Raw genomic sequence first — 23,560 nt, 5'->3', positions numbered from 1 at the left:
AAGATTGTAGCCAAGCTCCGCAAAGCAGGGTGGCTTACGCCGACCGGAAAAGTGCCCGACGGGCCGATCATCTACCGACTGACCCTCCCGGACAGAGGGGTGTCACAGGAGACACACAACCTATCTATAAAACCTAAAGGATCCTCTGGGGGCCCTACGGCCCCCCTGAGAGATGATACAAGCAAGAACTTTAAGATAGATACCAAATCTAATATTGATACCTATGTAAGCATTATGCCTAATGACTATGACTACTACAGGGCCGCTCCACGGCCCATGCAGTCAGAAGAAGCACCTTTTTAATTTATGTTAGGTGTTGTCCATGCTGAGCCCCGGAGGCTTCAGCAGGACCCAACCTCACAGGGCCCAGGCTGACGGTCTGGGCCCTTGGCCGCACACAGGCCCAGGGAGGTCCCTCCAGGGCCCCCAAGCCCTCGGACTACCGGGGAAATACCAGTGGGGCCCAAGGGGGCCTCACAAGCCCCCTCAGGCCCCTTCTGGCATGCCGGCGCGCGGACGGCTACTGGAGCTCTACACCCTCCGAGAGAGCCTCAGCCCTTCGAGCCCGGATGTCCCTCAAGGTCTGAGGCAACTCACAGCTTCCGTAAGTCTTCTCCAGCGCCTTGCGCATATCTTCACTGCTCAAGATCTCCGGGTCTGCCCAGTGGGCAGGGATATTCAACCCCGTCTCTTGCCAGTCAGGAAGGTCTGCGCTGTCAACTCCGGCCGCTATCGCAAGCTCCCGGAGGTTCCCCAGATGGACCATGACTCCGTTTTTGAAGCCCGGTATTGCTTGATTCCACACCAGGACTGAAACGCTTTGTTCCGACAAAAACTCCCGGCGATCCTGGGTGCTCATGGACTCCCATTTTTCGGCCCAGGTGCGCCCCGTAGGAGCATAAGACACAGTCCTCGGCTTCACAGGCTTAGCCTCTAGCGCGGCAATCTTGACCGTCAGATTTTCGAGCGTGCGCCAGTAGGACGCCTCTTTGGCCTCGGTATCGTACTTTCCCTCTGCGTAGTCGCTCTCCAGCTTCTGAAGCCGCTCCCGCTTCTGCTCAAGCTCCGCCGTGTGGTCCTCACCAGGGTCCACCACCTTCATCATCTCCGGGGCTTCCCCCAGGTGTGACAGAAAGGCGTCGGCGAAGAACGCCTCCAGATCCTGTTCCTTCATGCGGGCCGTGGAAGGGCACTTAATGCCCGCATTCTTGGCGGTACAGTAGTAGTCCTTGTACGTGCGCTGCTCCCCGGACTTGAGAGTCTTGGTCTGGTGATGGCACACCATCCGGCCGCCACAATGCCCACACCTGGCAATTCCTGTTATCAGGCATGCAGTATCCCTGCGCCGTACTGTCTTCTTCCGAGTACGGGACTCCATTGCTCGCACCGTGGCCTCCCATTCGCCGAGGGTGAGGATCGGGTCATCGACAATGACCGTCGGTTCCCCCTCATCACTCTCCCATATCTCACCGTTGTGCGTAAGGAATCCCGCACATATAGGGTTCTGGATGATCCGGGCGATTGTTGCGGGCTTCCAGAGGATGCCCTTCACCTGCTTGCCCCGTACAGAGCGGAGGTAATCCGACCAGACCATCACTCCCTTTCGGTTGTAATGGTCGGCGATGGCATACGTGGACTCGCCCTCACGGACCCGCTGGGAAATGTCCCTGAGGATTTCCGCATACTGAGGCTCGGGCGTCAGAAGCTTGTGTTCGTCCCCAGCGTCCACGGAGACATGCGCGAAAGGGTGCGGGCCTCCGGTGAAGCGACCCAGCTCCCGCAGGGTCCTCATCCCGCCCAGGATGTTCGTACGTATCTTTCGGTGCTCTTCTTCGGCCAGGACCGACAGCACCTTTGCCACCGCGCTACCTCCGGCCGCCTGTGTATTCAGGCTGCCGTCCACCGTGACGATGTGCTTGTTGTTCTCCTCCACCCAGTCCAGCAGCTCAGAGAAATAACGCACCTTCCGAGATATTCGGTCGATGCGAGGGAACGCCAACACATCCCACTCGTGTACGCGCTCAGTGAGCCACGGGCCGAGTTGATCGCGCTGAAATGGATTGGTGGTGCCAGAGGTGTTGACGTCCAGCGCCCACCCAATGATGGTGCGCTGCTGTCCGGGAGTGTCGGCCCAATACTGGATATCCCGCTTCTGAGTACCGATGGACACCGAATTGTCGTCCTCGGTGCGGGTTACAGACTGTCGGCCACAGCCGACCACTCGAACAGACGTTTGGGTCATGGTGTGTGATCCTATCCCTTCTACCTGGGGCTTTCTGATGAGCTGTGTATTGGGGTTGGATATGGGCATGAGTGATTCGGAGTCCATGCCTAATTGGGAGAAGCGCTTCCGCGCGCCTCGCGTCTCCCTCCCCCGGTGGGCCGAAGAGGCCCCACACCGCTCGTTGTTCACGTCGAACACCACCGGGACGTACGAGGTGTACGCCTGGGACCGGGAGACCGGTGAGCAGAGACAGGTCACAGACCGGCCCAACGGCACCACCGGCGGGACCCTCACGCCGGATGGCGAGTGGATCTGGTGGTTCAAGGACGGCTACAGCTCAGCCGTTCCCGACTTGTGTTCCGACGGGGACGAGTTCGGCGTCTGGATGCGCCAGCCCTTCCACGGCGGCCCCGACGAGCCGGCGGCGCCCGGCCTCGACCCGTCCTACCCGGACGGCTTGGCCCTCGGCCGGGACGGCACGGCGGTGATCGGCCGGTCCACCGACAAGGCCGGCTCCTCGGTGCACCTGGTGCGCCCCGGCGCCGCGCCCGTGGAGATCTACCGCCACGAGCAGTCGGCCGCGGTCGCCGGCCTGTCCCACGACGGCGCCCTGATCGCCATCGAGCACACCGAGCACGGCGACGCCATGCACTCGGCGATCCGCGTCGTCCGGACGGACGGCACGACCGTCGCCGAGCTGGACGACACCCGGGGCGGCACCGAGGAGCTCGGCCTGTCCGCGATGGGCTTCGCCCCCGTCGAGGGCGACGCCCGGCTGCTCGTCGGGCACCAGCGGCGCGGCCGCTGGGAACCGATGCTGTGGGACGCGACCACCGGCGCGGAGACCGCGCTCGCCATCGACCTCCCCGGCGATCTGGAGGCCGACTGGTATCCGGACGGCTCGGCGCTGCTCGTCGAGCACAGCCACCAGGCGCGCAGCGAGCTCTGGCGCTACGACCTGGCCGACGGCGCGCTGACCCGCCTCGAGACCCCCTCGGGCACGGTCTCGGGCGCCCTGCCCCGTCCCGACGGGACGGTGGAATTCCTGTGGTCCTCCGCGGAGAAGCCGCCCGTCGTCCGGTCCACCGCCGGGCACGTGGTGCTGGAGCCGCCGGCGGGAGCGGACGGCGTGAGCCACGCCCCCGACTCGGTCCCGGTCGAGGACATATGGGTGGAGGGCCCGGGCGGCAAGGTCCACGCCCTGGTGCAGAAGCCGGCGGGCGAGGGCCCCTTCCCGACCGTCTTCGAGATCCACGGCGGCCCCACCTGGCACGACAGCGACGCCTTCGCGGCGGGCCCGGCGGCCTGGGTGGACCACGGCTTCGCGGTCGTGCGCGTCAACTACCGCGGCTCGACGGGCTACGGGCGGGCCTGGACGGACGCGCTCAAGCACCGCGTCGGGCTGATCGAGCTGGAGGACATCGCGGCCGTGCGCGAGTGGACCGTCTCCTCCGGCCTCGCCGACCCGGAGCGCCTCGTCCTGGCCGGCGGCTCCTGGGGCGGCTATCTGACGCTGCTGGGCCTGGGCACCCAGCCGGACGCCTGGGCGCTGGGCCTGGCCGCGGTCCCCGTGGCCGACTACGTGACGGCGTACCACGACGAGATGGAGGCGCTGAAGGCCCTGGACCGCACGCTCCTCGGCGGCACCCCGGAGGAGGTCCCGGAGCGCTTCGCCGCGTCCTCCCCGCTGACCTACGTGGACGACGTGCGCGCCCCGGTCTACATCTCCGCGGGAATGAACGACCCCCGCTGCCCGATCCGTCAGATCGAGAACTACGTACGGCGCCTGGAGGAGCGCACCCATCCCCACGAGGTCTACCGCTACGACGCGGGCCACGGCTCCCTCGTCGTGGAGGAGCGGATCAAGCAGCTCCGGCTGGAGATCGCTTTTGCCGAGCGTCATCTGGGCCGTCCGGCCCCGGCCCGGGATCGGGGGTGATGCCCAGCTCCGCGTCCCGGAAGGCCTCGACCTCGCGGCGGAAGAGCCGGAACCACATGAAGAGCACGAAGCCGACGAAGATGAACCACTCGCCGGTGTAGCCGAGGTTCTGGAAGGCCTTGAGATCCAGGCCGCTGTTGGGCGGGGCGGCGGGGGGTACCACGGTCAGCGGACGGGCCGCGTCCGTCGCCGTGATCCACGCGTCGTACACCCCGTACGGCACGAGGTTGACCAGTGATGCCGCGCTGATCACGCCCAACTGCCCGGCCGGCAGGCCGCCGGAGGCGCCCACGCCCTTGGACGTGGGGCTCTCGGAGGACTGGAGCGCACCGGCGACGGTGACCCGGCCGGCGGGCGGGGCGGGGATCCCGGCGGTGTCGGCCTTGGAGCCGGGGTCGCCGGGCAGCCAGCCCCGCACCACCGGCAGGGCCTTCCCGTCGTCCGTGCGCAGCGGGGTCAGGACGTAGAAGCCGTTGCGGCCGTCCAGTTCCCGGTCGGGGACGAGCAGTTGGCGTCCGCTGTCGTACTGTCCGGTCACCCGGGCCTTGCGGCCGGAGGTCTCGGTGGTCACCGGCAGGAGGTCCTTCAGCGGAGCCGCGGCGGCGGTGCGGGCCTCGTCGGCCTGGTCCTGCTGCTCACGGTGGGAGTCGACGCGCGTCTCGAAGCGGCCGAGCTGCCAGGTGCCCATGAACAGACAGAAGGGGATGGCCAGCACGGCGAAGGCGTTGATCACCCACCAGCGGGGGGTCAGCAGAAACCGATACACACCCCCACGGTACGGGGAGCGTACGGCGGTGCCGCACCTGCCCTCCCCGTTCCGGGCCCGGCCCGGACGGACCGACGGCATCGCGAGGCACCGGCCGCGCCCCCTCCGCGGCCCGGCCGCCGGCTCCTCCGCGGCCCCGCCGCCGGCCCCTCCGCCGAGGCGGTTCCTACGCCGTTGGCGCGGCCGTCGGCAAGGGGCCCGTGTGGTAGACGGTTCCGGCGCACGCGTCCGGTATCCGGGCCTCGGCTGCGGCGGGCTCGCCCGCCACCGGGGTGTTGGTGAGCGTGATGCCTCCCGCGGCTCCGCCGGAGCCGCCCGAACTGCCCGAACTGCCCGAGCCGGAGCCGCCGCCGGCCGAACCGCCGGAGCCGTCCAGCGCGGGTGTCTCCGGGGCCCCGCCCGTGGGGACCGCCGACGCCTGGGAGCCCGTCGTCGCCGGAGCGCTCGGCGAGGAGCTCACCCCGGGCGCGGGGCTGCTGCCGGTGTCCTTGGTGCACGCCCCCGAGGTGCTGGCGGCCGCCGGCACCCAGGCGAACTTCACCTCGTACGCCTGGCCCGGGCGCAGCACGACCTTCTCGGGCTCGCGCCGGGGGTCGGGCAGCCCGGCCGCCGGGTCGCCGGAGGTGTGGTCGACGACGGAGATCCTCGCCCGCCCGGCGGTGCCGCCCGGGGGCTGGGCGACGAGTGCGCCGGGGCCGGTCACGGCGCAGACGGCGCGGGAGACGTTGACGATGCGGAAGGCCCCGTAGACCCGGCCGGCCGCGTCGGCGGCGCCGACGACACCCGAGCCCTCGCCGAGCTGCGTCCGCGAGCAGACCGGTGCCACCGCGCTCAGGGTGGCCCCCGGCTCGGGCCGGGCCGTGGTGCCCGTACGCCCCGGGCTCTGCGGAGCCTCGCCCGCCGGGGAGCGCGAACCGTCGCCCGACGGCTCGCCCCGGTGGTCGCCCCGGGCCGCCGACCCGTCGCGGGAGCGGTCGCCCGGGTGGTCGTCGCCGCCGCTCCCGGGCTGCCGGCCCTCGACCGTGCCCTCGGAGTGGTGGTGGCTGCTCGCCGCGTTGGCGGGCCGGTCGCCGGGGCCGGTGGAGCCGATCTCGTCGGCGACGTGCAGCACGGCGGGCAGCGCCACGCCGAGCAGTACCGCGGCCGCCACGGCACCGCCCAGTGCCTGGCGCCGCCGTGTCCGGCGGGCGGGCACGGCCTGCCGCAGGTGGTCCAGCGCGCCGTCGGACGGCCGGAGGCCCCCGACGGCCCCCTGCATCAGCCGGCGCAGCGCCTCCTCGTCGAGCGCGGAGGGTCCGGAGTGTCCGAAGGGCTCGGCGCGCCCCGGGTCATCCGGAAAGTCGTGGTTCGTACCGGAGTTCATGCCGGAGCCTCCATGGCGACACGGAGCGCGGCTATCCCCCGTGAGCCGTACGCCTTCACCGAGCCGATGGACAGGCCCAGCGCCTCGGCCACCTGGGCCTCGGTCATGTCGGCGAAGTAGCGCAGGACGAGGACCTCGCGCTGTCGGCGCTGCAGGCCGCGCATCGCCTTGATCAATTGGTCTCGCTCCAGCTGTTCGTACGCCCCCTCCTCGGCGCTCGCCATGTCCGGCATCGGCTTGGAGAGGAGCTTGAGGCCCAGGATGCGGCGGCGCAGCGCGGAGCGGGACAGGTTGACGACGGTCTGCCGCAGATAGGCCAGGGTTTTCTCCGGGTCGCGGACCCGGTTGCGCGCGGAGTGCACGCGGATGAACGCCTCCTGCACGACGTCCTCGCAGGAGGCCGTGTCGTCCAGGAGCAGCGCGGCGAGGCCGAGCAGCGACCGGTAGTGCGCCCGGTAGGTCTCGGTGAGGTGGTCGACGGTGGTCCCCGCGGCCATCGTCGCGTCAGCGCCGACGGCCGGCTGCGGCTCCGACGGCTGCGGCAGCGGCGTCACCGACGCCTGCTCCCCGGTCTTCTGCGCGGGAATCCGCTCCGGACGGCCCGGCTGACCGGAGGGAGCCGACGGTGACGAGGCGGGCCAGGGCGCTATCACCGGCATACCGCCCGGAGCACGCGTGCGCGTCGTGGCGCCGCCACGTCTCGGGACTGTCGCCATGCTGATGACCTCTGCCACGCCTGTTGGACACGCTTCCCCCCATCAGGGTTGTACGCCCGGGGCACCCTGGGGGACCTCGTCGCCGACGTGGCACCGGACAGCGCACCACACGCCCTCATGCGTACCAGCCCTCCCCTGACGCCCCGCACCGCCCTGACCCGGTGAGCGCACTCGCAGGGCGTCCACGCGCAGTTCAAGGGGCCTGGATCAATGGCTTGATCACAGAACCTTCACACCGCCCACCAGTATTGCGGAGCCGCCGACCCGGCCGCCATGAGTTCGGCGATCCGGCCGGCCCGGGGCGGTGCGCGGAATCCCGCATCTCACCCCGGGTGTCCGCCCGTTGGAACGTCCGACGGCGAGGTGCGGGACGTCGGGAGGGGGCAGCGGATCAGCGCCCCGTGCCGCCGTAGACGACCGCCTCGTCGCTCTCGCTGTCCAGGCCGAAGGCGGTGTGCACCGCGCGGACGGCCTCGTTCACGTCGTCGGCGCGCGTGACGACCGAGATGCGGATCTCGGAGGTCGAGATGAGCTCGATGTTCACGCCCGCGTTGGACAGCGCCTCGAAGAAGGTCGCCGTGACGCCCGGGTTGGTCTTCATGCCCGCGCCGACCAGCGAGATCTTGGCGATCTGGTCGTCGTAGCGCAGCGACTCGAAGCCGACCCCGCCCTTGGTCTTCTCCAGCGCCTCGATCGCCTTGCGGCCCTCGGTCTTCGGCAGGGTGAAGGAGATGTCCGTCAGCCCGGTGGACGCCGCGGAGACGTTCTGCACCACCATGTCGATGTTGATCTCGGCGTCCGCGATGGCCCGGAAGATCGTCGCCGCCTCGCCCGGCTTGTCGGGCACGCCCACGACCGTGACCTTCGCCTCGGACGTGTCGTGCGCGACACCCGAGATGATCGCCTGCTCCACCGGCTGACCTCCTGGAGGCTCGTTGCTCACCCATGTGCCCTTGAGCCCCGAGAAGGACGACCGCACATGGATCGGGATGTTGTAACGGCGCGCGTACTCGACGCAGCGGTGCAGCAGCACCTTGGAGCCGGAGCTCGCCAGCTCCAGCATGTCCTCGAACGAGATCCAATCGATCTTGCGGGCCTTCTTCACCACGCGGGGGTCGGCGGTGAAGACGCCGTCCACGTCCGTGTAGATCTCGCAGACCTCGGCGTCCAGCGCCGCGGCGAGGGCCACGGCCGTGGTGTCCGAGCCGCCCCGGCCCAGCGTCGTGATGTCCTTCTTGTCCTGGGACACACCCTGGAAGCCGGCGACGATCGCGATGTTCCCCGCGTCCACCGACTGCTGGATGCGGCCCGGCGTGACATCGATGATGCGCGCCTTGTTGTGGACCGAGTCCGTGATGACCCCGGCCTGGCTGCCGGTGAACGACTGCGCCTCGTGACCGAGGTTTTTGATCGCCATCGCCAGCAGCGCCATGGAGATTCGCTCTCCGGCGGTCAGCAGCATGTCGAACTCGCGCCCGGCAGGAATCGGAGATACCTGCTCGGCGAGGTCGATCAGCTCATCCGTCGTGTCGCCCATGGCGGAAACCACGACGACGACCTGGTGGCCGTTCTTCTTGGCTTCCACGATTCGCTTGGCGACCCGCTTGATGCCCTCGGCATCGGCAACGGAGGAGCCTCCGTACTTCTGCACGACAAGGCCCACGTGCGCTCCTCGCAGCTCTGTGTATTGCGGTCGGTTCAGTCTAACGAGGGGCGGAATTCGGCTTGTGCGGAGCCGCATCGTGAGACATTCCGGCGCATTCGACCGGCCGGAGGCACCGCGGGGGGAAATTCTCCTGCGCCCGTCCCCCACGGACGTGGTTCTTCGTTCCACCGCCCTCGTCCGGGGCCGGCGGCGAAGTCCGGCCCCGGCCCGGGAATTCGAACCGCACGGCAGCGAACGGAACCGGGCCCACGCCCACCGGGCCGCGGGCGGGCGGCAGTTCAGACGGACCGCAGCCCCGGCCCCGAGCCGATCTCGGCGGCCATGACCCGGCCGGCCTCCTCCTCCAGCTGCTCCTCCGTGCCGACCGCGTCCGTGTCGAGGCCGTCGAGCTCGTCGAGCGGCTGGTCGAGGCGGACATGGGCGACGAGCGACTGGAGGGCGCGGAGCGCGGCGGAGGCGGTGGGGCCCCAGTTGGAGAGGTAGGAGAACTGCCACCACCACAGGGCCTCGCTGACCCGGCCGTCGCGGTAGTGGGCCATGCCGTGCCGCAGATCGGTGACGACGTCGGCGAGGTCGTCGGAGATCCGGCAGGCGACGGGGGCGCTGCGCGGCACGTACGGGTCGAAGACCTCGGAGTAGACGTCGACCGGGTCGAGGAGCGCGGCGAAGCGCTCGCGGAGCTCGTCGACGTCCGGCTCGGGGCCGACGTCGGGCTCGTAGCGCTCGTCGGGGAGGAAGTCCTCGTGGGCGCCGAGGCGGCCGCCGGTGAGGAGGAGCTGGGAGATCTCCAGCAGCAGGAAGGGAACGGCGCTGTCGGGCTCATCGCCGCGGGACACCTCGGCGACGGCGACGATGAAGCTCTCGATCGAGTCCGCGACGGAGACCGCGAAGTCGTCGGGATCGCGCTTGGCGTCGTGGAGCGTTGCGTCAGACATCGAGAAGTCGTCTCCCTTCGAAGGCACGCCCGAGCGTGACCTCGTCGGCATATTCCAAGTCTCCGCCCACAGGGAGCCCGCTGGCGAGCCGGGTGACTTTGAGTCCCATCGGCTTCACCATGCGCGCCAGGTACGTGGCCGTGGCCTCGCCCTCCAGGTTGGGGTCGGTGGCGAGGATCAGCTCGGTGACCGAGCCGTCCGCGAGCCGGGCCAACAGCTCGCGGATGCGCAGATCGTCGGGACCGACGCCCTCGATGGGGCTGATGGCCCCGCCGAGCACGTGGTAACGGCCGCGGAACTCCCGCGTCCGCTCGATGGCGACGACGTCCTTGGGCTCCTCGACGACGCAGATGACGGCGGGGTCTCGGCGCGGGTCCTGGCAGACGCGGCAGCGCTCCTCCTGCGCCACGTTGCCGCAGACGGCGCAGAACCGGACCCTGGCCTTGACCTCGGTCAGCGCCTGGGCGAGCCGGCGGACGTCGGCCGGCTCGGCCTGGAGGACGTGGAAGGCGATCCGCTGGGCGCTCTTGGGACCGATGCCGGGCAGCCTGCCCAGCTCGTCGATCAGGTCCTGGACCACGCCTTCATACACGGATCGGGTTCTCCTTCGGGATGGATGCTGCCGGAACTGCTAGAAGCCGAGACCGGGAAGACCGCCGCCGAGACCCTGGGCGAGCGGGCCGAGCTTCTGCTGCTGGAGCTGCGCGGCGGCCGCGTTGGCGTCGCGGACGGCGGCGAGGATCAGGTCGGCGAGGGTCTCGGCCGTCTCGTCCGGGGTCGCAGCCTCCGGGTCCACGGCCTTGGGGTCGATGACCAGGCCCTGGAGCTCGCCGGCACCGGTGACGGTGACCTTCACCAGGCCGCCGCCGGCCGAACCCTCGACCGGGGTCTCCGCGAGCTCCTGCTGGGCTGCGGCGAGGTCCTGCTGCATCTTCTGAGCCTGCTGAAGCAGCTGCTGCATGTTGGGCTGGCCACCACCGGGGATCACGGCTTCGCTCCTGTGCTCTCGCGACTACGGGTACGACGGCGCGCCGGGGCCGGAGGATCCCGGAGTTCCCGGGGGATCCGGGGATTCCGCCGGGCCGACGCGGGTCGGTAGCCCGAGCCTACGTGGTCGCCGGACGCGGCGCGCCATGCCCGGGGAAAAGGACGGAGCGAGCACGGGAGCGCCCGGGAGCGCGGCGCTCCCGAAGGGCCTCGGACCCCCCGGGCGCCCCGGCCTCCCCGGCCGCTACTCGTTGGCGATCTCCTCGATGACCGTGGCACCGAGCTCGCGGACGATCAGGTCGTGGCCGGTGAGAGCGGTCTCGTCGAGGTCGGGGTCGTCCTCGGCGGGCATGTCGTCCTCGGGCGCGACGGCCGGCGGGGGCTCGGGCTCGCGGTGGGACGGCGCGGGGGCCGGGGGCGCGGCGGGCCGGGGCGCCGCCGGGGCGGACGGCTGGGGCGCGGGGGCGGGCTGCGCCTGCGGCCGCGGCGGGGCCGTGGGCGGGGCGACGGGCGCGAAGCCGCCGCCACCGCTGCCGCCTCCGAAGCCGCCGCCCGGACCGCCCGCGGGACCGCCGCCTGCGTCGACGACGATCTCGATCTTCCACTGCACGCCGAGGGCGTCCTGGAGCGCCTGGCGCAGGACGTCCTCGCTGCCGCTGTTGGCGAAGCTGTCGCGGGCTCCGGCGTTGGAGAAGCCGACCTGGAGGGTCGCCCCGTCGAACCCGGTGACCTGGGCGTTCTGGCTGAGCAGGATCCAGGTGAAGCGGCGGCGGTTCTTGACCGCCTCCAGGACCTGGGGCCACATCTGGCGGGCCTGCGCCACGTCACCGCCACCCGCGGCGGGAGCCGGGGCGGAGGCGGGCACGGGTGCGGAGGCAGGGGCGGGAGCGGTGGGCTGCGGCGCCTGGGCACCGCCGGGCCGGGCGCCCGGCTGGGCGGCCGTGGGCCAGGACCCCGGCTGCGCCGCGGGTGCGGCACCGCCCTGTCCCGGGGCGGCGGCGGACGGCCAGGCACCGGGCCGGGCGGCGGGCGCCGGAGCGGCGGCGGGAGCCTGCTGCGGCTGCGGCGTGACGGGCGCAGAGGGTGCCGGGGACGGCTGGGGCTGCTGAGGAGCCGGAGGGGCCGGCTCCTGCGCCGTGGACGAAACCGCCGCGCGGGCCGCCGCCGGCCCGGAGAGGCCGGGCGTCGCGGCCGGGTCGTGCCCCTGCGGCCCGGGAACGTACCCGGCGGACGGCACGGCCGGCGGCGGGGCGACGAACCCGCCCGCGGCGGGCCCCCCGCCGACGCCCTGGCGCTCCAGCCGGTCGAGCCGGGCCCGCATGGACCGCTCGTCGTCGTAGGCGCCGGGCAGCAGCACGCGGGCGCAGATCAGCTCCAGCTGGAGCCGGGGCGAGGTGGCGCCCCGCATCTCCGTCAGGCCCTCGTTGACCAGGTCCGCGGCGCGGCTGAGCTCGCCGGCGCCGAAGACGGACGCCTGCGCCTGCATCCGCTCGACGACGTCGGCGGGGGCGTCGATGAGCCCCTTCTCGGCGGCGTCCGGCACGGCGGCCAGGATCACCAGGTCGCGCAGCCGCTCCAGCAGGTCGGCGACGAAGCGGCGGGGGTCGTTCCCGCCCTCGATGACGCGGTCGACGACCTCGAAGGCGGCGCCCCCGTCCCCGGCGGCGAACGCGTCCACCACGCTGTCGAGCAGGGAGCCGTCCGTGTACCCCAGCAGCGACGTGGCCATGGCATACGTCACACCGTCCTCGGCGGCACCGGCGAGGAGCTGGTCCATCACGGACATCGAGTCACGGACGGACCCGGCGCCCGCGCGCACGACGAGCGGCAGCACGCCGTCCTCGACAGGGATCTTCTCCTGCCCGCACACCTGGCCCAGGTAGTCCCGGAGCGTCCCCGGCGGGACGAGCCGGAACGGGTAGTGGTGCGTACGCGACCGGATCGTCCCGATGACCTTCTCGGGCTCGGTCGTCGCGAAGATGAACTTGAGGTGCTCCGGCGGCTCCTCGACCACCTTCAGCAGGGCGTTGAAGCCCGCCGAGGTGACCATGTGGGCCTCGTCGATGATGTAGATCTTGTACCGGCTGGAGGCCGGGCCGAAGAAGGCCTTCTCGCGCAGCTCACGGGCGTCGTCCACACCACCGTGCGAGGCGGCGTCGATCTCGATCACATCGATCGAACCGCGCCCGTTGCGCGCAAGGTCCTGGCAGGACTGGCACTCCCCGCAAGGGGTGGGCGTCGGCCCCTGCTCGCAGTTCAGACAGCGCGCGAGGATGCGCGCGCTGGTCGTCTTGCCGCAGCCGCGCGGCCCGCTGAACAGGTACGCGTGATTGACCCGGTTGTTCCGCAGCGCCTGCTGCAGCGGGTCGGTGACATGCTCCTGCCCGATGACCTCGGCGAAGGATTCGGGACGGTAGCGGCGGTAGAGCGCGAGGGACGACACGCCTACGACGATATCGGGCCCCACTGACAAGTGGTCTCGATCACAGTTTCCCCCGGGGTCCCGGACCGCTCCGGCCCCCCTGGAAACACAAGGGCCCCCCACGCACCCGCCAGAGCCCACTTACCCTTGCTGCCTTCCGGCCCTGGGGGAGTTGGGTGAGATAGCGCCACGTGAGGGGCTTGCCCTCAGCCTAGCGCACCCGCACGCCCCTCCGGACCCCCCGTCCCCACCCCTCGGAAGCGGGTTCGCGAGCACTGCTCCGCGTCTTGTATTGTTTGCGGCGGAGGATTCGCCTAGAGGCCTAGGGCGCACGCTTGGAAAGCGTGTTGGGGGCAACCCCTCACGAGTTCGAATCTCGTATCCTCCGCCAGTGCCTCACCGGGCACTTGAAGGCCCCGACCGTTCAACGGTCGGGGCCTTCGTCGTTCCCCGCCACCGGAGGAAGAACTTCGAGAGCCGACCCCTTCGGCCGACCAGAGCGCTACGTCCACTTTGCCCGGATATGCTATGAGATGTGATCACGCCTGGACGGCCGCGCCTCCGTCGTCACCACGGCCGGGGGCCGCTCACCCTGCTGTCACCGGTGGTCCTGACCGTCGTCATCGCGAGCCTGGCGTACACCACCCCCCGGAGCATGGCCTTCAGCCGGCTGCTGCCCGCGGCGCCCGCCCTCGCGGCGGCGATGTGGCCCGTGCTCCCCACGGTCCTGCTGGGGACGGTCTGCCTCTTCCTCATGATCGGCCTCGGCATCGTCTTCCCCGACCTGGGGACGGGGTACACGGCGGCGGGGATCGTCGCGGTCACCGTGGCGGCCGCGTACGGAAGTCATGTGCGGCTGCAGCGGGAGCGGACGCTCTTCCAGGTGCGGCTCGTCGCCGACGCGGCGCAGCAGGTGGTGCTGAGTCCGATGCCGCGCCGTTTCGGGGAGATCGAGATCGAGTCGCTGTACCTCGCGGCCGCGGCGGAGGCCCGCATCGGCGGCGACTTCTACGAGGTGGTGGACACCCGGTACGGGGTCCGGCTGCTCATCGGCGACGTGCGGGGCAAGGGCCTGCCGGCCGTGGGGCAGGCCGCGGCGATGGTCAACTGCTTCCGGGAGGCGGCCTACGACGAGGCCGGGCTGAGCTGCGTGGCGCGCCGTCTGGAGGCCAGCAGCGCCCGCTACAGCGCCGCGTTCCCGCACGGGGAGCTGATGGAGAGCTTCGCCACCGCCCTCATCGCCGAGATCCCGCACGGGGGCGGCCGCATCGGCATCCTCAACTGCGGACATCCTCCGCCGCTGCTCCTGAACCACGGGGAACTCCACGTCCTGGAGCCCACCGACCCCTCGCCGCTCCTCAACCTCGCGGATCTGATCGGCGACCGCTACAGCATCGACACCTTCGCCTTCTCCCCCGGCGCCCATCTGCTGCTCTACACCGACGGCGTCACCGAGGCCCGCAACCGCGACGGCGAGTTCTTCCCGCTGCCGGACTGGATGCGGCGGCAGAACCCGGCGCGGCCGGGCGAGCTGCTCGACCTGCTCCACCGCGACCTGCTCCGCTACAGCAGCGGGGGCCTCGACGACGACATCGCCGCCCTCGCGGTCCGGCTGGGCGCGACGGCGGCGGGTGCGTCCGGGCCCGGACGCACCTGAGCCCGTCGGCCACCTGCCAGTTGACCGACGGGCTCAGGAATTCGCACCGGTACGGCGTCAGGAGACCGGACGCGGTGCGGAACCGAGGAAATGCGGATGGACCGAGACCCGGAACCGGAGGAGCGCCCGAGGGGGAAGAAACCGCGCTCCGTCCGGCAACTGATCATCTCCGAGGGGGAGGTCTCAGCCCAGGAACAGCTTGGCAACGCCGGTGAACAGGTTCACCGCGAAGTCGAGGAAGTTCGACATATTCCCGGCCCTCCTTTCCATTGCTTGTGGGGGGACAGTGGGGGGACAGTGGGGGGATCCGCTGCTTGTGGGGGGATCCGCTGCTTGTGGGGGGATCCGCAGGGGTGGTCCCTCCGGCATGAGGGGCCACCCCCGACGAGGGGGGACTCGTGGTTCTCCGGCCGCGGGTGTGGGGGGTCAGGTCCGGAGCGTTCGAGTTCTCAGCTCAGGAACCACTTGATCGCGTCGGTCGCCAGCGTCTGGGCGAGCTGGAGGAGGGACGAAACCATTCTTGAACACCTGCTTTCCTGGTGATCACCGGTATCGCCCTGCGGTGGCGCTTCCGGTGCGTTCCTGCGAACGACTCGATCTTCACCGCCCGTTCGGAACCGCGGCATCCGCAGCAGTCCGCAAGGTTTCTGCGGATTAGCCGCAGCAGGTTGAACCTTGAACCTGCGGCGGGACATTGGCGCGGGGGATTCGTCAATTCCTCCAAGTCGCCATGCCCATGCCCTACTTCGTACAAGGGCGGTTGACAAAGGTGTCCCTTACATCGGAGGGTGAACGCGCGCTTGAATCCGGCGCATTTGAGTTTCCACGAGGGGCTGTGGCATTGCCATTGCCGCCGCCTCCGGAGTACGAGGCTGACAATGGACGACCCCGTCAGACTGGTCCTGGTCGACGACCATCCGACCGTACGGGCCGGGACCCGTGCGTTCCTGGAACCGGAAGGTTTCGCCGTGGTCGGCGAGGCCGCCTGCGAACGGGAGGCCGTCGACGTCGCGGCCGAGCTCCGGCCGGAACTGCTGATGCTGGACATGAAGCTGGAGTCCGGCTCGGCCCTCCGGGCCATTCCCCGGCTGCTGCTGGCGGCGCCGGGCATGCGGATCCTGGTGCACAGCATGTACGAGGACCCCGCGCTCGTCCGCGGCGCGCTGACCGCGGGGGCCTCGGGCTACCTGCTGAAGAACAGCTCCGTGGCCGAACTCGTCCTGGCCGCGCGGACGGTGGCGTCCGGGCGCCGCTACGTACAGCCCTCGCTCGGCGCCTGTCTGGCGCAGACCCTGCGCGGCGAGGGCGAGCTGCCCCCGCGCGAGCGGCAGGTCCTGGAGCTGCTGGCCGACGGGTTCACCAACCGCGAGGTGGCGGCGCGGCTGACGGTCAGCGTCCGCACCGTGGAGAGCGTCCGGGCAGCGCTGCGCACCCGGCTGGGCCTGGTCACCCGGGCCGATCTGGTCGCCTACGCCCGGCGGCGCCGCGACGCGGCCCATGCGTAGCGGACCGGAGGCGCGGCCCGGATACCGGCGGTCCGCCGCGCAGAGCCTCGTCGGCGGCGTGTGCGTGGCGATGGCCCTGGTCGGCTCCGCGTCGTACGCGGCCAACATCGTCGCCGACGACCGGCTGCCGGCCCGGACGATAGCGGCCCCCGCCATCGCCCTGTCCACCGGCGTCCTCGCGGTCCTGGCCGGCCAACGGTGGCGGGCCCGCTGCCTGTTGACCATGCTCTCCTGCGGTTTCGCGCTCCTCGGCGCGGGCCACACGCTGTCCGTCCCCCAACTGAGCCAGGTGGCGCTGGGCTTATTGACCGTGGCCCTGGTCTACGCCGTGCCGGCCTGGCCCGAGGCCAAGATCGTGATCCGCCAGGGCTCCTCCTGGTCGCTGGTGGAGCGCCAGGAGCACCACGCCGGCCTGATCGCCGGCGAACTCCACGACGAGGTCCTCCAGTTCCTCGCCCTGGCCCGGCGCCGGCTCGACGCCGCCCGCGCCGAGACGGATCCGCACAGGCTCCGCGCGGCCATGGAGGAGGCGTCCCGCACCCTCGACGAACAGACCGCCGTCCTGCGCGGCATCATCGCCACCGTGAGCCCCGTCGCGCTCCGCGGGCTGAGCCTGGCCGAGATGATCACGTCCCGCGCCGAACGCGTCGCCGCCGAGAACGGATTGATCGTCGACGTGGACGTCCGGGACGAACGGTTCCACGCGTCCACCGCGGAGAACGGCGTCAACCTGGCCGTCTACCGTGTCGTCCAGGAGTCCCTCAACAACATCGTCAAGCACGCCGGCGCCCGGCACGTCACCGTCTCCCTGACCTGCCGCAACGACCGCATCACCGTCACCGTCACGGACGACGGCCGCGGCCTGCCGCAGCCCGCGCGGCGGGCCGAGGGCTACGGGATGAAGGGCATGCGCTGGCGGTGCGAGGCGTACGGCGGGACCTTCCGCGCCGCCTCCGCCGACACCGGCGGCACAACGGTCCGGGCGGACTTCCCGTTGCGCTGCTGCCGCCGGGCCGCACGGCACCGGGCGCCTGCCGCCGGCTAGGGGGCGACGGGTCGGACCGGAACCGGCCGCCTCCCGGAGGCCGCGCCCAGCCGCCCCGTACGGGACAGCCCCAGCACCGCCGCCGCGCAGCCGAGGCCCGTCGCCGTCAGGGCGGTCCAGGCGATCCACGGGGCGTGGTGGCGCTGCGCGGTGTCCCACAGGGCGCCCGTGGCGAGGTTGCCGAGGGTGATGCCCAGACCGGAGACGGTGTTGTAGAGGCCGTAGTGGGTGGCGACGAGGCGGTCGCCGGAGAGGGAGACCACGGTGTCCATCTCGAACGGGTAGACCACCGCGCCTCCCACGGCCAGCAGGACGACCGTCAGCAGCAGGGCGCCGAGCACCGGCGGCCCGGACCCGGCCGGGACGAGGGCCGGCGGCACGAAGGCCAGCCCCATCACGGCCAGGCCCCTGACCAGGGCCTGGTCGCCGCGCCAGCGGCGGCCCGCCCAGCCCGTCAGCCGGAGCTGGCCGGTCACGGCCACCGCCGCCGAGACGACGAAGAGGCCGCCGACCGCCTTCGTCCCCTCCGCGCCGAGGGCTCCGCCCACGGCCAGCGGCAGCGCCAGGTAGACCTGGAAGGTGAGCACGTACGAGCCGGTCATGGCCAACGAGAAGAGCAGGAACGGGCGGTTGGCGACGACCGTCCGCCACGGCACCGGCGCCCCGTCCCGCCGTGCGGCACCGCGGCGGGAGGGCATGCCCTTCGTCTGGAGGACGGTGAGGACGGCGAAGACGGCGGCGGCGACAGTGCACACGGTGCGGAAGTCGGCGGCCAGCAGGGCGAGTCCGACGAGCGGGCCGAGCAGCATCCCGGCCTGGTAGTAAACGTTGAAGGCGGCGAACGCCTCGACGCGCCGCTCCCCCGCCTCCGCCGCCAGGTAGGCGCGGACGGCCGGGTTGAACAGGGCCCCGGCGAAGCCCGTGGCGGCCGAGGCCACCACCAGGGCGGGCAGGGTGTCCACCCAGCCCAGCACGGCGAACCCGGCCGTGCGCAGCAGACATCCGGCGATGATCGGGATCTTGTAGCCGTAACGGTCGGCGAGCATCCCGCCGACCAGGAACATGCCCTGCTGCGAGAGGTTCCGCACGCCCAGCACCAGGCCGACGGCCCACGCGGCCAGCCCGAGGTCGTCGGTCAGATGGGCGGCCAGGTAGGGCATGAGCATGTAGAAGGCCAGGTTGATCGCGAACTGGTTGGCCATCAGCAGCCGGACCACCGGCGGGAAGGAGCGCGTGGTGCGCCAGAGGCCCCTCACCGGCCCGCCCGCACGGCGTCCGGGCCGGTGGCCAGCGGGTCGGCGACGGCGGTGCAGCGCGTCCAGCGGGTGACCGTCCGCTCGCCGGGGTGGCCCAGTTCGTCGGGCCCGTCGGCCGGTACGTGCCCGAGGAGCCGGTGCTCGCGGCAGTACGCGTCGTCGAAGACGGTGCCCACGTAGCGCTGCGGGCCGTCGGGGAAGACGGCGGCGATCCGGGTCTCGGCGGGGAGGGCCCCGGCCAGATGGCGGGCGACGAGGGCCACCGCGCCGACGCTCCAGCCGCCCGTGGCGTACTGGTTCCTGGCCAGGGCGCGGCTGGCCCAGACGGCCTCCGGTGCGGCGACCCAGTGGACCTCGTCGAAGAGCGAATAGTCCACGTTGCGGGGGTGGATGCTGCTGCCCAGTCCACGCATCAGACGGGCGGCCGCGGGCTGGCCGAAGATCGTGGAGCCCGTCGCGTCCACGCCCACCACCCTCAGCCGGGGGAGGAATCCGCGCAGGACGGAGGCGACACCGGCCGAGTGCCCGCCGGTGCCGACGCTGACCACCAGCACGTCGATGCGCCCGAGTTGGGCGATCAGCTCGTGGGCGAGCCCGCGGTAGGCGGTGACGTTGTCGGGGTTGTTGTACTGGTCCGGGCACCAGGCGTCGGGAGCGGTCATGAGGAGCTCGTCCACCCGCTCGCGGCGGGCCTGCTGCCAGCCGCCGGACGGGTGCGGCTCGCGCACGACGTCGACCTCGGCGCCGTGGGCCCGCAGCAGGCCGCGCATCAGCGGCTCCATGCCGGGATCGGTGACCACGGTCACGGGGTGGCCGTAGGTGACCCCGGCCAGGGCGAGGCCCAGCCCCAGGGTGCCGGAGGTGGACTCGACGATCCGCGCCCCGGGCAGCAGATCGCCCCGCTCCCGGGCGCGGGCGGTCATGTACAGGGCGGTGCGGTCCTTGATGCCGCCCGGGTTGCGGCCCTCCAGCTTCGCCCAGAAGCCACGGCCGGGGGCGGTGAAGGGGGCGCCGATCCACAGCACGGGGGTGTCGCCCACCAGACCGGCCGGGGTCTGCGCGGGACGGACGGCAGCGGTGAGCACCTGGGCCGGCGACGGCGCCGCAGGAGCAACAGGAAGGGAAGAAAGGGGCATACCGGAAGAGTTCATCGCACGGGTCTCCTGCGCACCTCACCCGGGACTCGGCACGGGACGGCGAAGTGCCGGGCGGGAGCGCGGTGTCGGGGGAATGACGCCGGGAACGCGGTGCCGCGACGGCGGGAACGGCCGCTCTGGCGGCGGCCGCGTGCCGTACGGGCGGGTCCGGTCAGGCCCGCCAGACCCCCAGTGCCGCACGGGCGCGCGCGGGGTCCACGCCGTGCCCCGGCGTCCGTTCCGGCCCCGGCGCGGGACCGCCCGCACCGGGCCCGTCCACGGGCGCGCACACCGGCGTACCGGCGTGGTCCGGACGGTGCGGTGCGACGGACCGCGGGGCGGACGCGCCGGCCTCGGGCTCCCCATCGCAGTGGTGGGTGTGGGCGCCGTGGCCGTGGGAATCCAGCGCGGCGGAGGAGACGACGACGGCGGCGCCCGGGGCCTGTTGCTGCGCGGACGGCTGGCCGTGGGCGCAGCAGAGCACGTACAGCAGCCCGGTCAGCACCACGGCCAGGAGGACCCGGACCGAGGGCGCGGACCGGGGCACGAGCGGAACGGCCCCTGGCGTCACGCCGGTCACGGTAACCGATCAACGGCGCGCTGGATACGGGTGCACCGGATCAACTCCCTCCGCTCCGGATCAATTCCCTCCGTTCCCCCTCCGTTGCAGCGGGATTTCCACGACGTTCCCCAACTGCCCGACGGCCGAGGGGATGTGGGGCGGAACGAGACAGGCGTGCCGGGTGAGGGTGTCGATGAAGGAGGTGGTCAGAGCATCCGGGTGTCTGCGGGTGTAGGCGGTGAGCATGCGGTGGACCGGCGGATCCGGGGTACGGACGCGTCCGGTGAGGCCCACGGGGACGATGTTCGCGGGGAAGAGGGTGGGTCCCAGCCCCGCGGCGGCCAGTTGCAGGGCGGTGGCGGTCTGCTGCGTCTGGACGGCGACGCGCGGCTCGAAACCGGCGTTGGCGCAGGCGGAGTCGAGGATCCGTGCCAGCCCGTTCGGCGCCGTGTAGTGGACCCATTCGCGCCCCGCCAGCTCGGTGAGGCGCAGATGCGTACCGGCCCGCCGGACCAGCGGGTCGTCGGCCCCGAGGACGACCACGAACTCCTCGCTGCCCAGCGGGAAGACCGGCCCCGCCCAGTCCACCGGCGGCGGCCCGACGGCGACGTCCGCCTCCCCGGTCGTCATGACCTCCTGGACGTCGCCCGCGTGCAACTGCTCGGTGAGGGAGAGCAGCACGTCCGGCCGCTCGCGCCGCCACGCGGCGAGGGCCGGGGGCAGCACCCCGAAGCTGACCGAGTACAGCGTGGCCACCCGCAGTTCCAGGCGCTGGTTGCCGGACACCCGCCGGGCGGCCGCGTCGGCCCGGTCCACCTCGGCGAGGGCCGCCCGGGCGTGCGGCAGCACGGCCCGCCCCAGCGCGGTGAGGAGGACCGGCCGGGCGCCCCGCTCGACCAGCGGACCGCCGCAGGACCGCTCCAGGCTCTGCAGCTGCCGCGACAGGGCGGGCTGGGAGACGTGCAGCCGCTCGGCGGCGCGGGTGAAGGAACCCGAGTCGACGATCGTCACCAGGTACTGGAGCTGCCGGAGAGTCATTGCCATAACCAAAGGTTATGCGGTCCTTGTTGAACAAGCCTTGGACAGTTTCGTGCCGCACCGGCCATAGTCAAAGGGCAGGCGCCGTACGCGATTTCATCGTGCGGACTCACGTCCGACGCCCGCTCCACGAGTCGTTCGCCACCGGATGTCCCGCGCGGCGGCAACGCGTTCACCCGGGACGAATGTCGAGGTTTGCCGTGGTCGTCATCACCGGTCGGCCGGACGACGGATCCGCCCCCGCGCGCCCCGGCCCCGACGGCGCCGGTCCGCCCCTCCGGCCCGGCGCCCCGCGGCGCGGACCGCACGTCCACGCCCGCTCCTGAGACCGCCGGGGCCGCTCACGGTGCCACCACCCCCCACACCGAGCGGCCCCGGCCCGTTTCCGCTCCCCTCATCGGCGGGGTGCGGCGTCACGTCCAGGACCAGCATCCCCATCCCCACCCTCATCGGCACTTCGGAGGACCACCGGATGTCGCTCAAGGAACGGACGGCGTACGAGGATCTCGTCGCCGCCGGAACGGCGGGACGGTTCCCCCGCGCCCCGGGCCCCCTCCCCGGCGGCCGGCGGACCCCGGCCCGACTCCCCCGCCGGGAGCTCCCGGCACGCCCCTCCTCCCCGCCCGGCCGTCACCAGCTGCTGGTGGTCTCCGGGCGGACGCCGGAGGCGGCCGACGAGGAGGTGCTGCGGCTCGCCGGCCGCCTGGAGGGCCGGCCCGGCACGGATCTGGTCCATGTGGCACGGACGCTCCAGACCGGCCGTACGCACCACGCCCACCGCAGGTTCGTCGTCGCCCGGGATGCCGACGGGGCCGTGGCGGCACTGCGGGCGGGCGCCGGGGCGGGATCCCCGGCCGGCGCGGAGCCGGTGTTCCTCTTCGCCGGCCAGGGCGGCCAGCACCTGGGCATGGCGGAGGAGCTGTACCGGGACGAGCCGGAGTTCCGCCGGCACCTGGACGACGCCGCCGAGTGGGCGTCCGGGCCGCTGGGGCTGGACCTGCGCGAGACGCTCTTCCCCGCCGCCGAGGCCGGACGCCCCCTCGCCGCCGCCCGCCTGGCCACCGTCGCGCTCTCGCAGCCGGCCGTCTTCGCCGTGCAGTACGCGACCGCGCGGCTGCTGGAGTCCTGGGGGGTGCGGCCGGGCGCGGTGGCCGGGCACAGCCTCGGCGCGTACGCCGCCGCCTGCGTGGCCGGGGTGTTCGCGCCGCAGGACGCCATGCGGCTCGTCGCCGAGCGCGCCCGGCTGCTCGGGACGGTGCCCGCGGGTGCCATGGCGGCCGTGCGGCTGCCCGAGGCCCTGCTCGTCCGCCGGCTGCCGCCGGAGCTGTCCGTCGCGGCGGTGAACGGACCCGGCTGGTGCACCGTCGTGGGACCGGCCGAGTCGGTCGCCCGGTTCGCCGAGGAGCTCGGCGGCCGGGGCGTCGAGACGCGGCTGCTGAGGGTCGACGCGGTGGGGCACTCGCCGGTGGTCGAGCGGATCAGTGACCGGTTCGCCGGGTTCGTGGGAACGCTGGGGCGCGAGCGGCCCGTGCTGCCCGTCCTCTCGGACACCACCGGACGGTGGGCCGGTCCGGAGGAGCTGCGCTCCGTCGCGTACTGGACCCGGCACCTGCGCGCGCCCGTCCGGTTCGGCGAGGCGCTCTCCACCCTCTTCGCCGGACCCGCGCGGTCGCTGGCCGACGTCGGCCCGGGCCGGACGCTCTCGGCGCTGGCCCGCCGGCACCCCGGGTACGGCGCCCGGCAGGCCGTCGTCCACCTCACCGCGCACCCCGCCGAGGCCGCGTCCCGGACGGGCGCGCTGCTGGCCGGCGTCGGCGCGCTGTGGGCGCGGGGCGCGGCCGTGGACTTCGACGCCCTGCGCCGGGGGAGCCGCGGACCGTCCTGACGCTCCCCGCCCGGCGCCGCGCAGAGCGTCCCGCCACCGCAGTACGAAGCGGGTGGCCGCCCCCTCGGGGTGGCCACCCGCTTCCGTGTTCCCACCCACCCTTTCCTGATACCCCTGGGGGGTATACCGTGGGATGCGTGGAAGGCACCGCACGCCCCCGCGCACCACGATCCGAGGAAGCAGCCATGACGTCTCAGCCCAGCACCACCACCGTGTACCGAGTGACCGGCATGACCTGCGGCCACTGCGAGGGCGCGGTCACCGAGGAGGTCTCCGCGATCACCGGCGTCACCTCCGTCACGGCCGTGGCGGCCGACGGGACCGTCACCGTCGTCTCCGCCGCCCCGCTGGACGACGAGGCCGTCCGTGCCGCCGTGGACGAGGCCGGCTACGAGCTCGTCGGCCGCGCCTGAGGCCGAGGCCCGAAGCCCGAGGCCGCAGCCCCGAGGCCGAGGCCC

Annotated in this window: 19 protein-coding genes, 1 tRNA gene and 1 other RNA gene; 7 read left to right on the top strand and 14 right to left on the bottom strand. The window is 72.1% G+C overall.

What is annotated here, in order from left to right:
* Positions 1–520: 520 nt before the first annotated feature.
* Positions 521–2,329, bottom strand: coding sequence for a recombinase family protein (locus tag AB8735_RS20325; RefSeq protein ID WP_372408698.1), 1,809 nt, complete (start codon positions 2,327–2,329; stop codon positions 521–523).
* Here AB8735_RS20325 and AB8735_RS20320 point away from each other — a divergent pair.
* Positions 2,328–4,163: a prolyl oligopeptidase family serine peptidase gene (locus AB8735_RS20320; protein WP_372411880.1), complete on the top strand. Its 1,836-nt coding sequence runs from the start codon at positions 2,328–2,330 to the stop codon at positions 4,161–4,163. The two genes, AB8735_RS20325 and AB8735_RS20320, sit on opposite strands and share 2 nt — an antisense overlap.
* Here the strand turns inward: AB8735_RS20320 and AB8735_RS20315 are convergent.
* From AB8735_RS20315 to ffs, 9 genes are all read right to left on the bottom strand, one after another.
* Positions 4,087–4,929, bottom strand: coding sequence for an SURF1 family protein (locus tag AB8735_RS20315; protein WP_344019017.1), 843 nt, complete (start codon positions 4,927–4,929; stop codon positions 4,087–4,089). The two genes, AB8735_RS20320 and AB8735_RS20315, sit on opposite strands and share 77 nt — an antisense overlap.
* 166 nt (positions 4,930–5,095) lie before the next feature.
* Positions 5,096–6,292 (bottom strand): hypothetical protein, encoded by a 1,197-nt coding sequence (locus AB8735_RS20310; protein ID WP_372408697.1) that lies wholly within the window; start codon positions 6,290–6,292, stop codon positions 5,096–5,098.
* Complete coding sequence (locus AB8735_RS20305) at positions 6,289–7,008, bottom strand: SigE family RNA polymerase sigma factor (protein ID WP_344019023.1); 720 nt, start codon at positions 7,006–7,008, stop codon at positions 6,289–6,291. The genes AB8735_RS20310 and AB8735_RS20305 overlap by 4 nt, the downstream gene beginning before the upstream one ends.
* A 391-nt stretch (positions 7,009–7,399) precedes the next feature.
* Positions 7,400–8,671, bottom strand: a complete 1,272-nt coding sequence (locus AB8735_RS20300) for an aspartate kinase (RefSeq protein ID WP_344019025.1) — start codon at positions 8,669–8,671, stop codon at positions 7,400–7,402.
* 281 nt (positions 8,672–8,952) lie between these two features.
* Positions 8,953–9,609, bottom strand: a complete 657-nt coding sequence (locus tag AB8735_RS20295; RefSeq protein WP_344019027.1) for a DUF5063 domain-containing protein — start codon at positions 9,607–9,609, stop codon at positions 8,953–8,955.
* Complete coding sequence (gene recR, locus AB8735_RS20290) at positions 9,602–10,201, bottom strand: recombination mediator RecR (RefSeq protein WP_344019029.1); 600 nt, start codon at positions 10,199–10,201, stop codon at positions 9,602–9,604. The genes AB8735_RS20295 and recR overlap by 8 nt, the downstream gene beginning before the upstream one ends.
* 39 nt (positions 10,202–10,240) lie before the next feature.
* Entirely contained in the window at positions 10,241–10,597 is a 357-nt protein-coding gene (locus AB8735_RS20285; RefSeq protein WP_372408696.1) for a YbaB/EbfC family nucleoid-associated protein, read from the bottom strand.
* A gap of 243 nt (positions 10,598–10,840) precedes the next feature.
* Entirely contained in the window at positions 10,841–13,039 is a 2,199-nt protein-coding gene (locus tag AB8735_RS20280) for a DNA polymerase III subunit gamma and tau (protein ID WP_372408695.1), read from the bottom strand.
* A gap of 87 nt (positions 13,040–13,126) precedes the next feature.
* An RNA gene (ffs, locus tag AB8735_RS20275) (signal recognition particle sRNA small type) lies at positions 13,127–13,221 on the bottom strand.
* Positions 13,222–13,321: 100 nt separating this feature from the next.
* Between ffs and AB8735_RS20270 the strand changes: the two genes are divergently transcribed.
* The 4 genes from AB8735_RS20270 to AB8735_RS20255 all read left to right on the top strand — a co-directional run bounded on the left by AB8735_RS20270 (position 13,322) and on the right by AB8735_RS20255 (position 17,225).
* Positions 13,322–13,409 (top strand) — tRNA-Ser (locus AB8735_RS20270).
* Between the two features lie 144 nt (positions 13,410–13,553).
* Positions 13,554–14,675: a PP2C family protein-serine/threonine phosphatase gene (locus AB8735_RS20265; RefSeq protein ID WP_372408694.1), complete on the top strand. Its 1,122-nt coding sequence runs from the start codon at positions 13,554–13,556 to the stop codon at positions 14,673–14,675.
* An 878-nt stretch (positions 14,676–15,553) separates the two neighbouring features.
* Positions 15,554–16,180 (top strand): response regulator transcription factor, encoded by a 627-nt coding sequence (locus tag AB8735_RS20260; protein ID WP_344019238.1) that lies wholly within the window; start codon positions 15,554–15,556, stop codon positions 16,178–16,180.
* Positions 16,173–17,225, top strand: a complete 1,053-nt coding sequence (locus AB8735_RS20255; RefSeq protein WP_344019235.1) for a sensor histidine kinase — start codon at positions 16,173–16,175, stop codon at positions 17,223–17,225. The genes AB8735_RS20260 and AB8735_RS20255 overlap by 8 nt, the downstream gene beginning before the upstream one ends.
* Here the strand turns inward: AB8735_RS20255 and AB8735_RS20250 are convergent.
* From AB8735_RS20250 to AB8735_RS20235, 4 genes are all read right to left on the bottom strand, one after another.
* A complete protein-coding gene (locus AB8735_RS20250) occupies positions 17,222–18,481 on the bottom strand; it encodes an MFS transporter (RefSeq protein ID WP_372408693.1) in 1,260 nt (419 codons plus the stop codon). The two genes, AB8735_RS20255 and AB8735_RS20250, sit on opposite strands and share 4 nt — an antisense overlap.
* Positions 18,478–19,617, bottom strand: a complete 1,140-nt coding sequence (locus AB8735_RS20245; RefSeq protein ID WP_372408692.1) for a PLP-dependent cysteine synthase family protein — start codon at positions 19,615–19,617, stop codon at positions 18,478–18,480. The genes AB8735_RS20250 and AB8735_RS20245 overlap by 4 nt, the downstream gene beginning before the upstream one ends.
* A gap of 172 nt (positions 19,618–19,789) precedes the next feature.
* A complete protein-coding gene (locus AB8735_RS20240; RefSeq protein ID WP_372408691.1) occupies positions 19,790–20,188 on the bottom strand; it encodes a hypothetical protein in 399 nt (132 codons plus the stop codon).
* A 69-nt stretch (positions 20,189–20,257) separates the two neighbouring features.
* A complete protein-coding gene (locus AB8735_RS20235) occupies positions 20,258–21,223 on the bottom strand; it encodes a LysR family transcriptional regulator (RefSeq protein WP_344019227.1) in 966 nt (321 codons plus the stop codon).
* Between the two features lie 466 nt (positions 21,224–21,689).
* Between AB8735_RS20235 and AB8735_RS20230 the strand changes: the two genes are divergently transcribed.
* Complete coding sequence (locus AB8735_RS20230) at positions 21,690–23,102, top strand: acyltransferase domain-containing protein (RefSeq protein WP_372408690.1); 1,413 nt, start codon at positions 21,690–21,692, stop codon at positions 23,100–23,102.
* A 185-nt stretch (positions 23,103–23,287) separates the two neighbouring features.
* Complete coding sequence (locus tag AB8735_RS20225) at positions 23,288–23,515, top strand: heavy-metal-associated domain-containing protein (protein WP_344019222.1); 228 nt, start codon at positions 23,288–23,290, stop codon at positions 23,513–23,515.
* Positions 23,516–23,560 lie beyond the last annotated feature (45 nt).

Origin of the sequence: Streptomyces luteireticuli (assembly GCF_041519305.1) — a bacterium.
Lineage (GTDB): Bacteria > Actinomycetota > Actinomycetes > Streptomycetales > Streptomycetaceae > Streptomyces > Streptomyces luteireticuli.
The sequence above is the reverse complement of the archived record's forward strand: the minus strand, read 5'-3'. Positions and strand labels throughout refer to the sequence as shown.

Excerpts from the sequence above, each read along its gene's own strand:
- AB8735_RS20320 (WP_372411880.1), top strand. The coding sequence starts at position 2,328 with ATGCCTAATTGGGAGAAGCGCTTCCGCGCGCCTCGCGTCTCCCTCCCC.
- AB8735_RS20245 (WP_372408692.1), bottom strand. The coding sequence starts at position 19,617 with ATGCCCCTTTCTTCCCTTCCTGTTGCTCCTGCGGCGCCGTCGCCGGCC.
- AB8735_RS20325 (WP_372408698.1), bottom strand. The coding sequence starts at position 2,329 with ATGGACTCCGAATCACTCATGCCCATATCCAACCCCAATACACAGCTC.
- AB8735_RS20260 (WP_344019238.1), top strand. The coding sequence starts at position 15,554 with ATGGACGACCCCGTCAGACTGGTCCTGGTCGACGACCATCCGACCGTA.
- AB8735_RS20305 (WP_344019023.1), bottom strand. The coding sequence starts at position 7,008 with ATGGCGACAGTCCCGAGACGTGGCGGCGCCACGACGCGCACGCGTGCT.
- AB8735_RS20235 (WP_344019227.1), bottom strand. The coding sequence starts at position 21,223 with ATGGCAATGACTCTCCGGCAGCTCCAGTACCTGGTGACGATCGTCGAC.
- AB8735_RS20230 (WP_372408690.1), top strand. The coding sequence starts at position 21,690 with ATGTCGCTCAAGGAACGGACGGCGTACGAGGATCTCGTCGCCGCCGGA.
- AB8735_RS20295 (WP_344019027.1), bottom strand. The coding sequence starts at position 9,609 with ATGTCTGACGCAACGCTCCACGACGCCAAGCGCGATCCCGACGACTTC.
- AB8735_RS20225 (WP_344019222.1), top strand. The coding sequence starts at position 23,288 with ATGACGTCTCAGCCCAGCACCACCACCGTGTACCGAGTGACCGGCATG.
- AB8735_RS20310 (WP_372408697.1), bottom strand. The coding sequence starts at position 6,292 with ATGAACTCCGGTACGAACCACGACTTTCCGGATGACCCGGGGCGCGCC.
- AB8735_RS20255 (WP_344019235.1), top strand. The coding sequence starts at position 16,173 with ATGCGTAGCGGACCGGAGGCGCGGCCCGGATACCGGCGGTCCGCCGCG.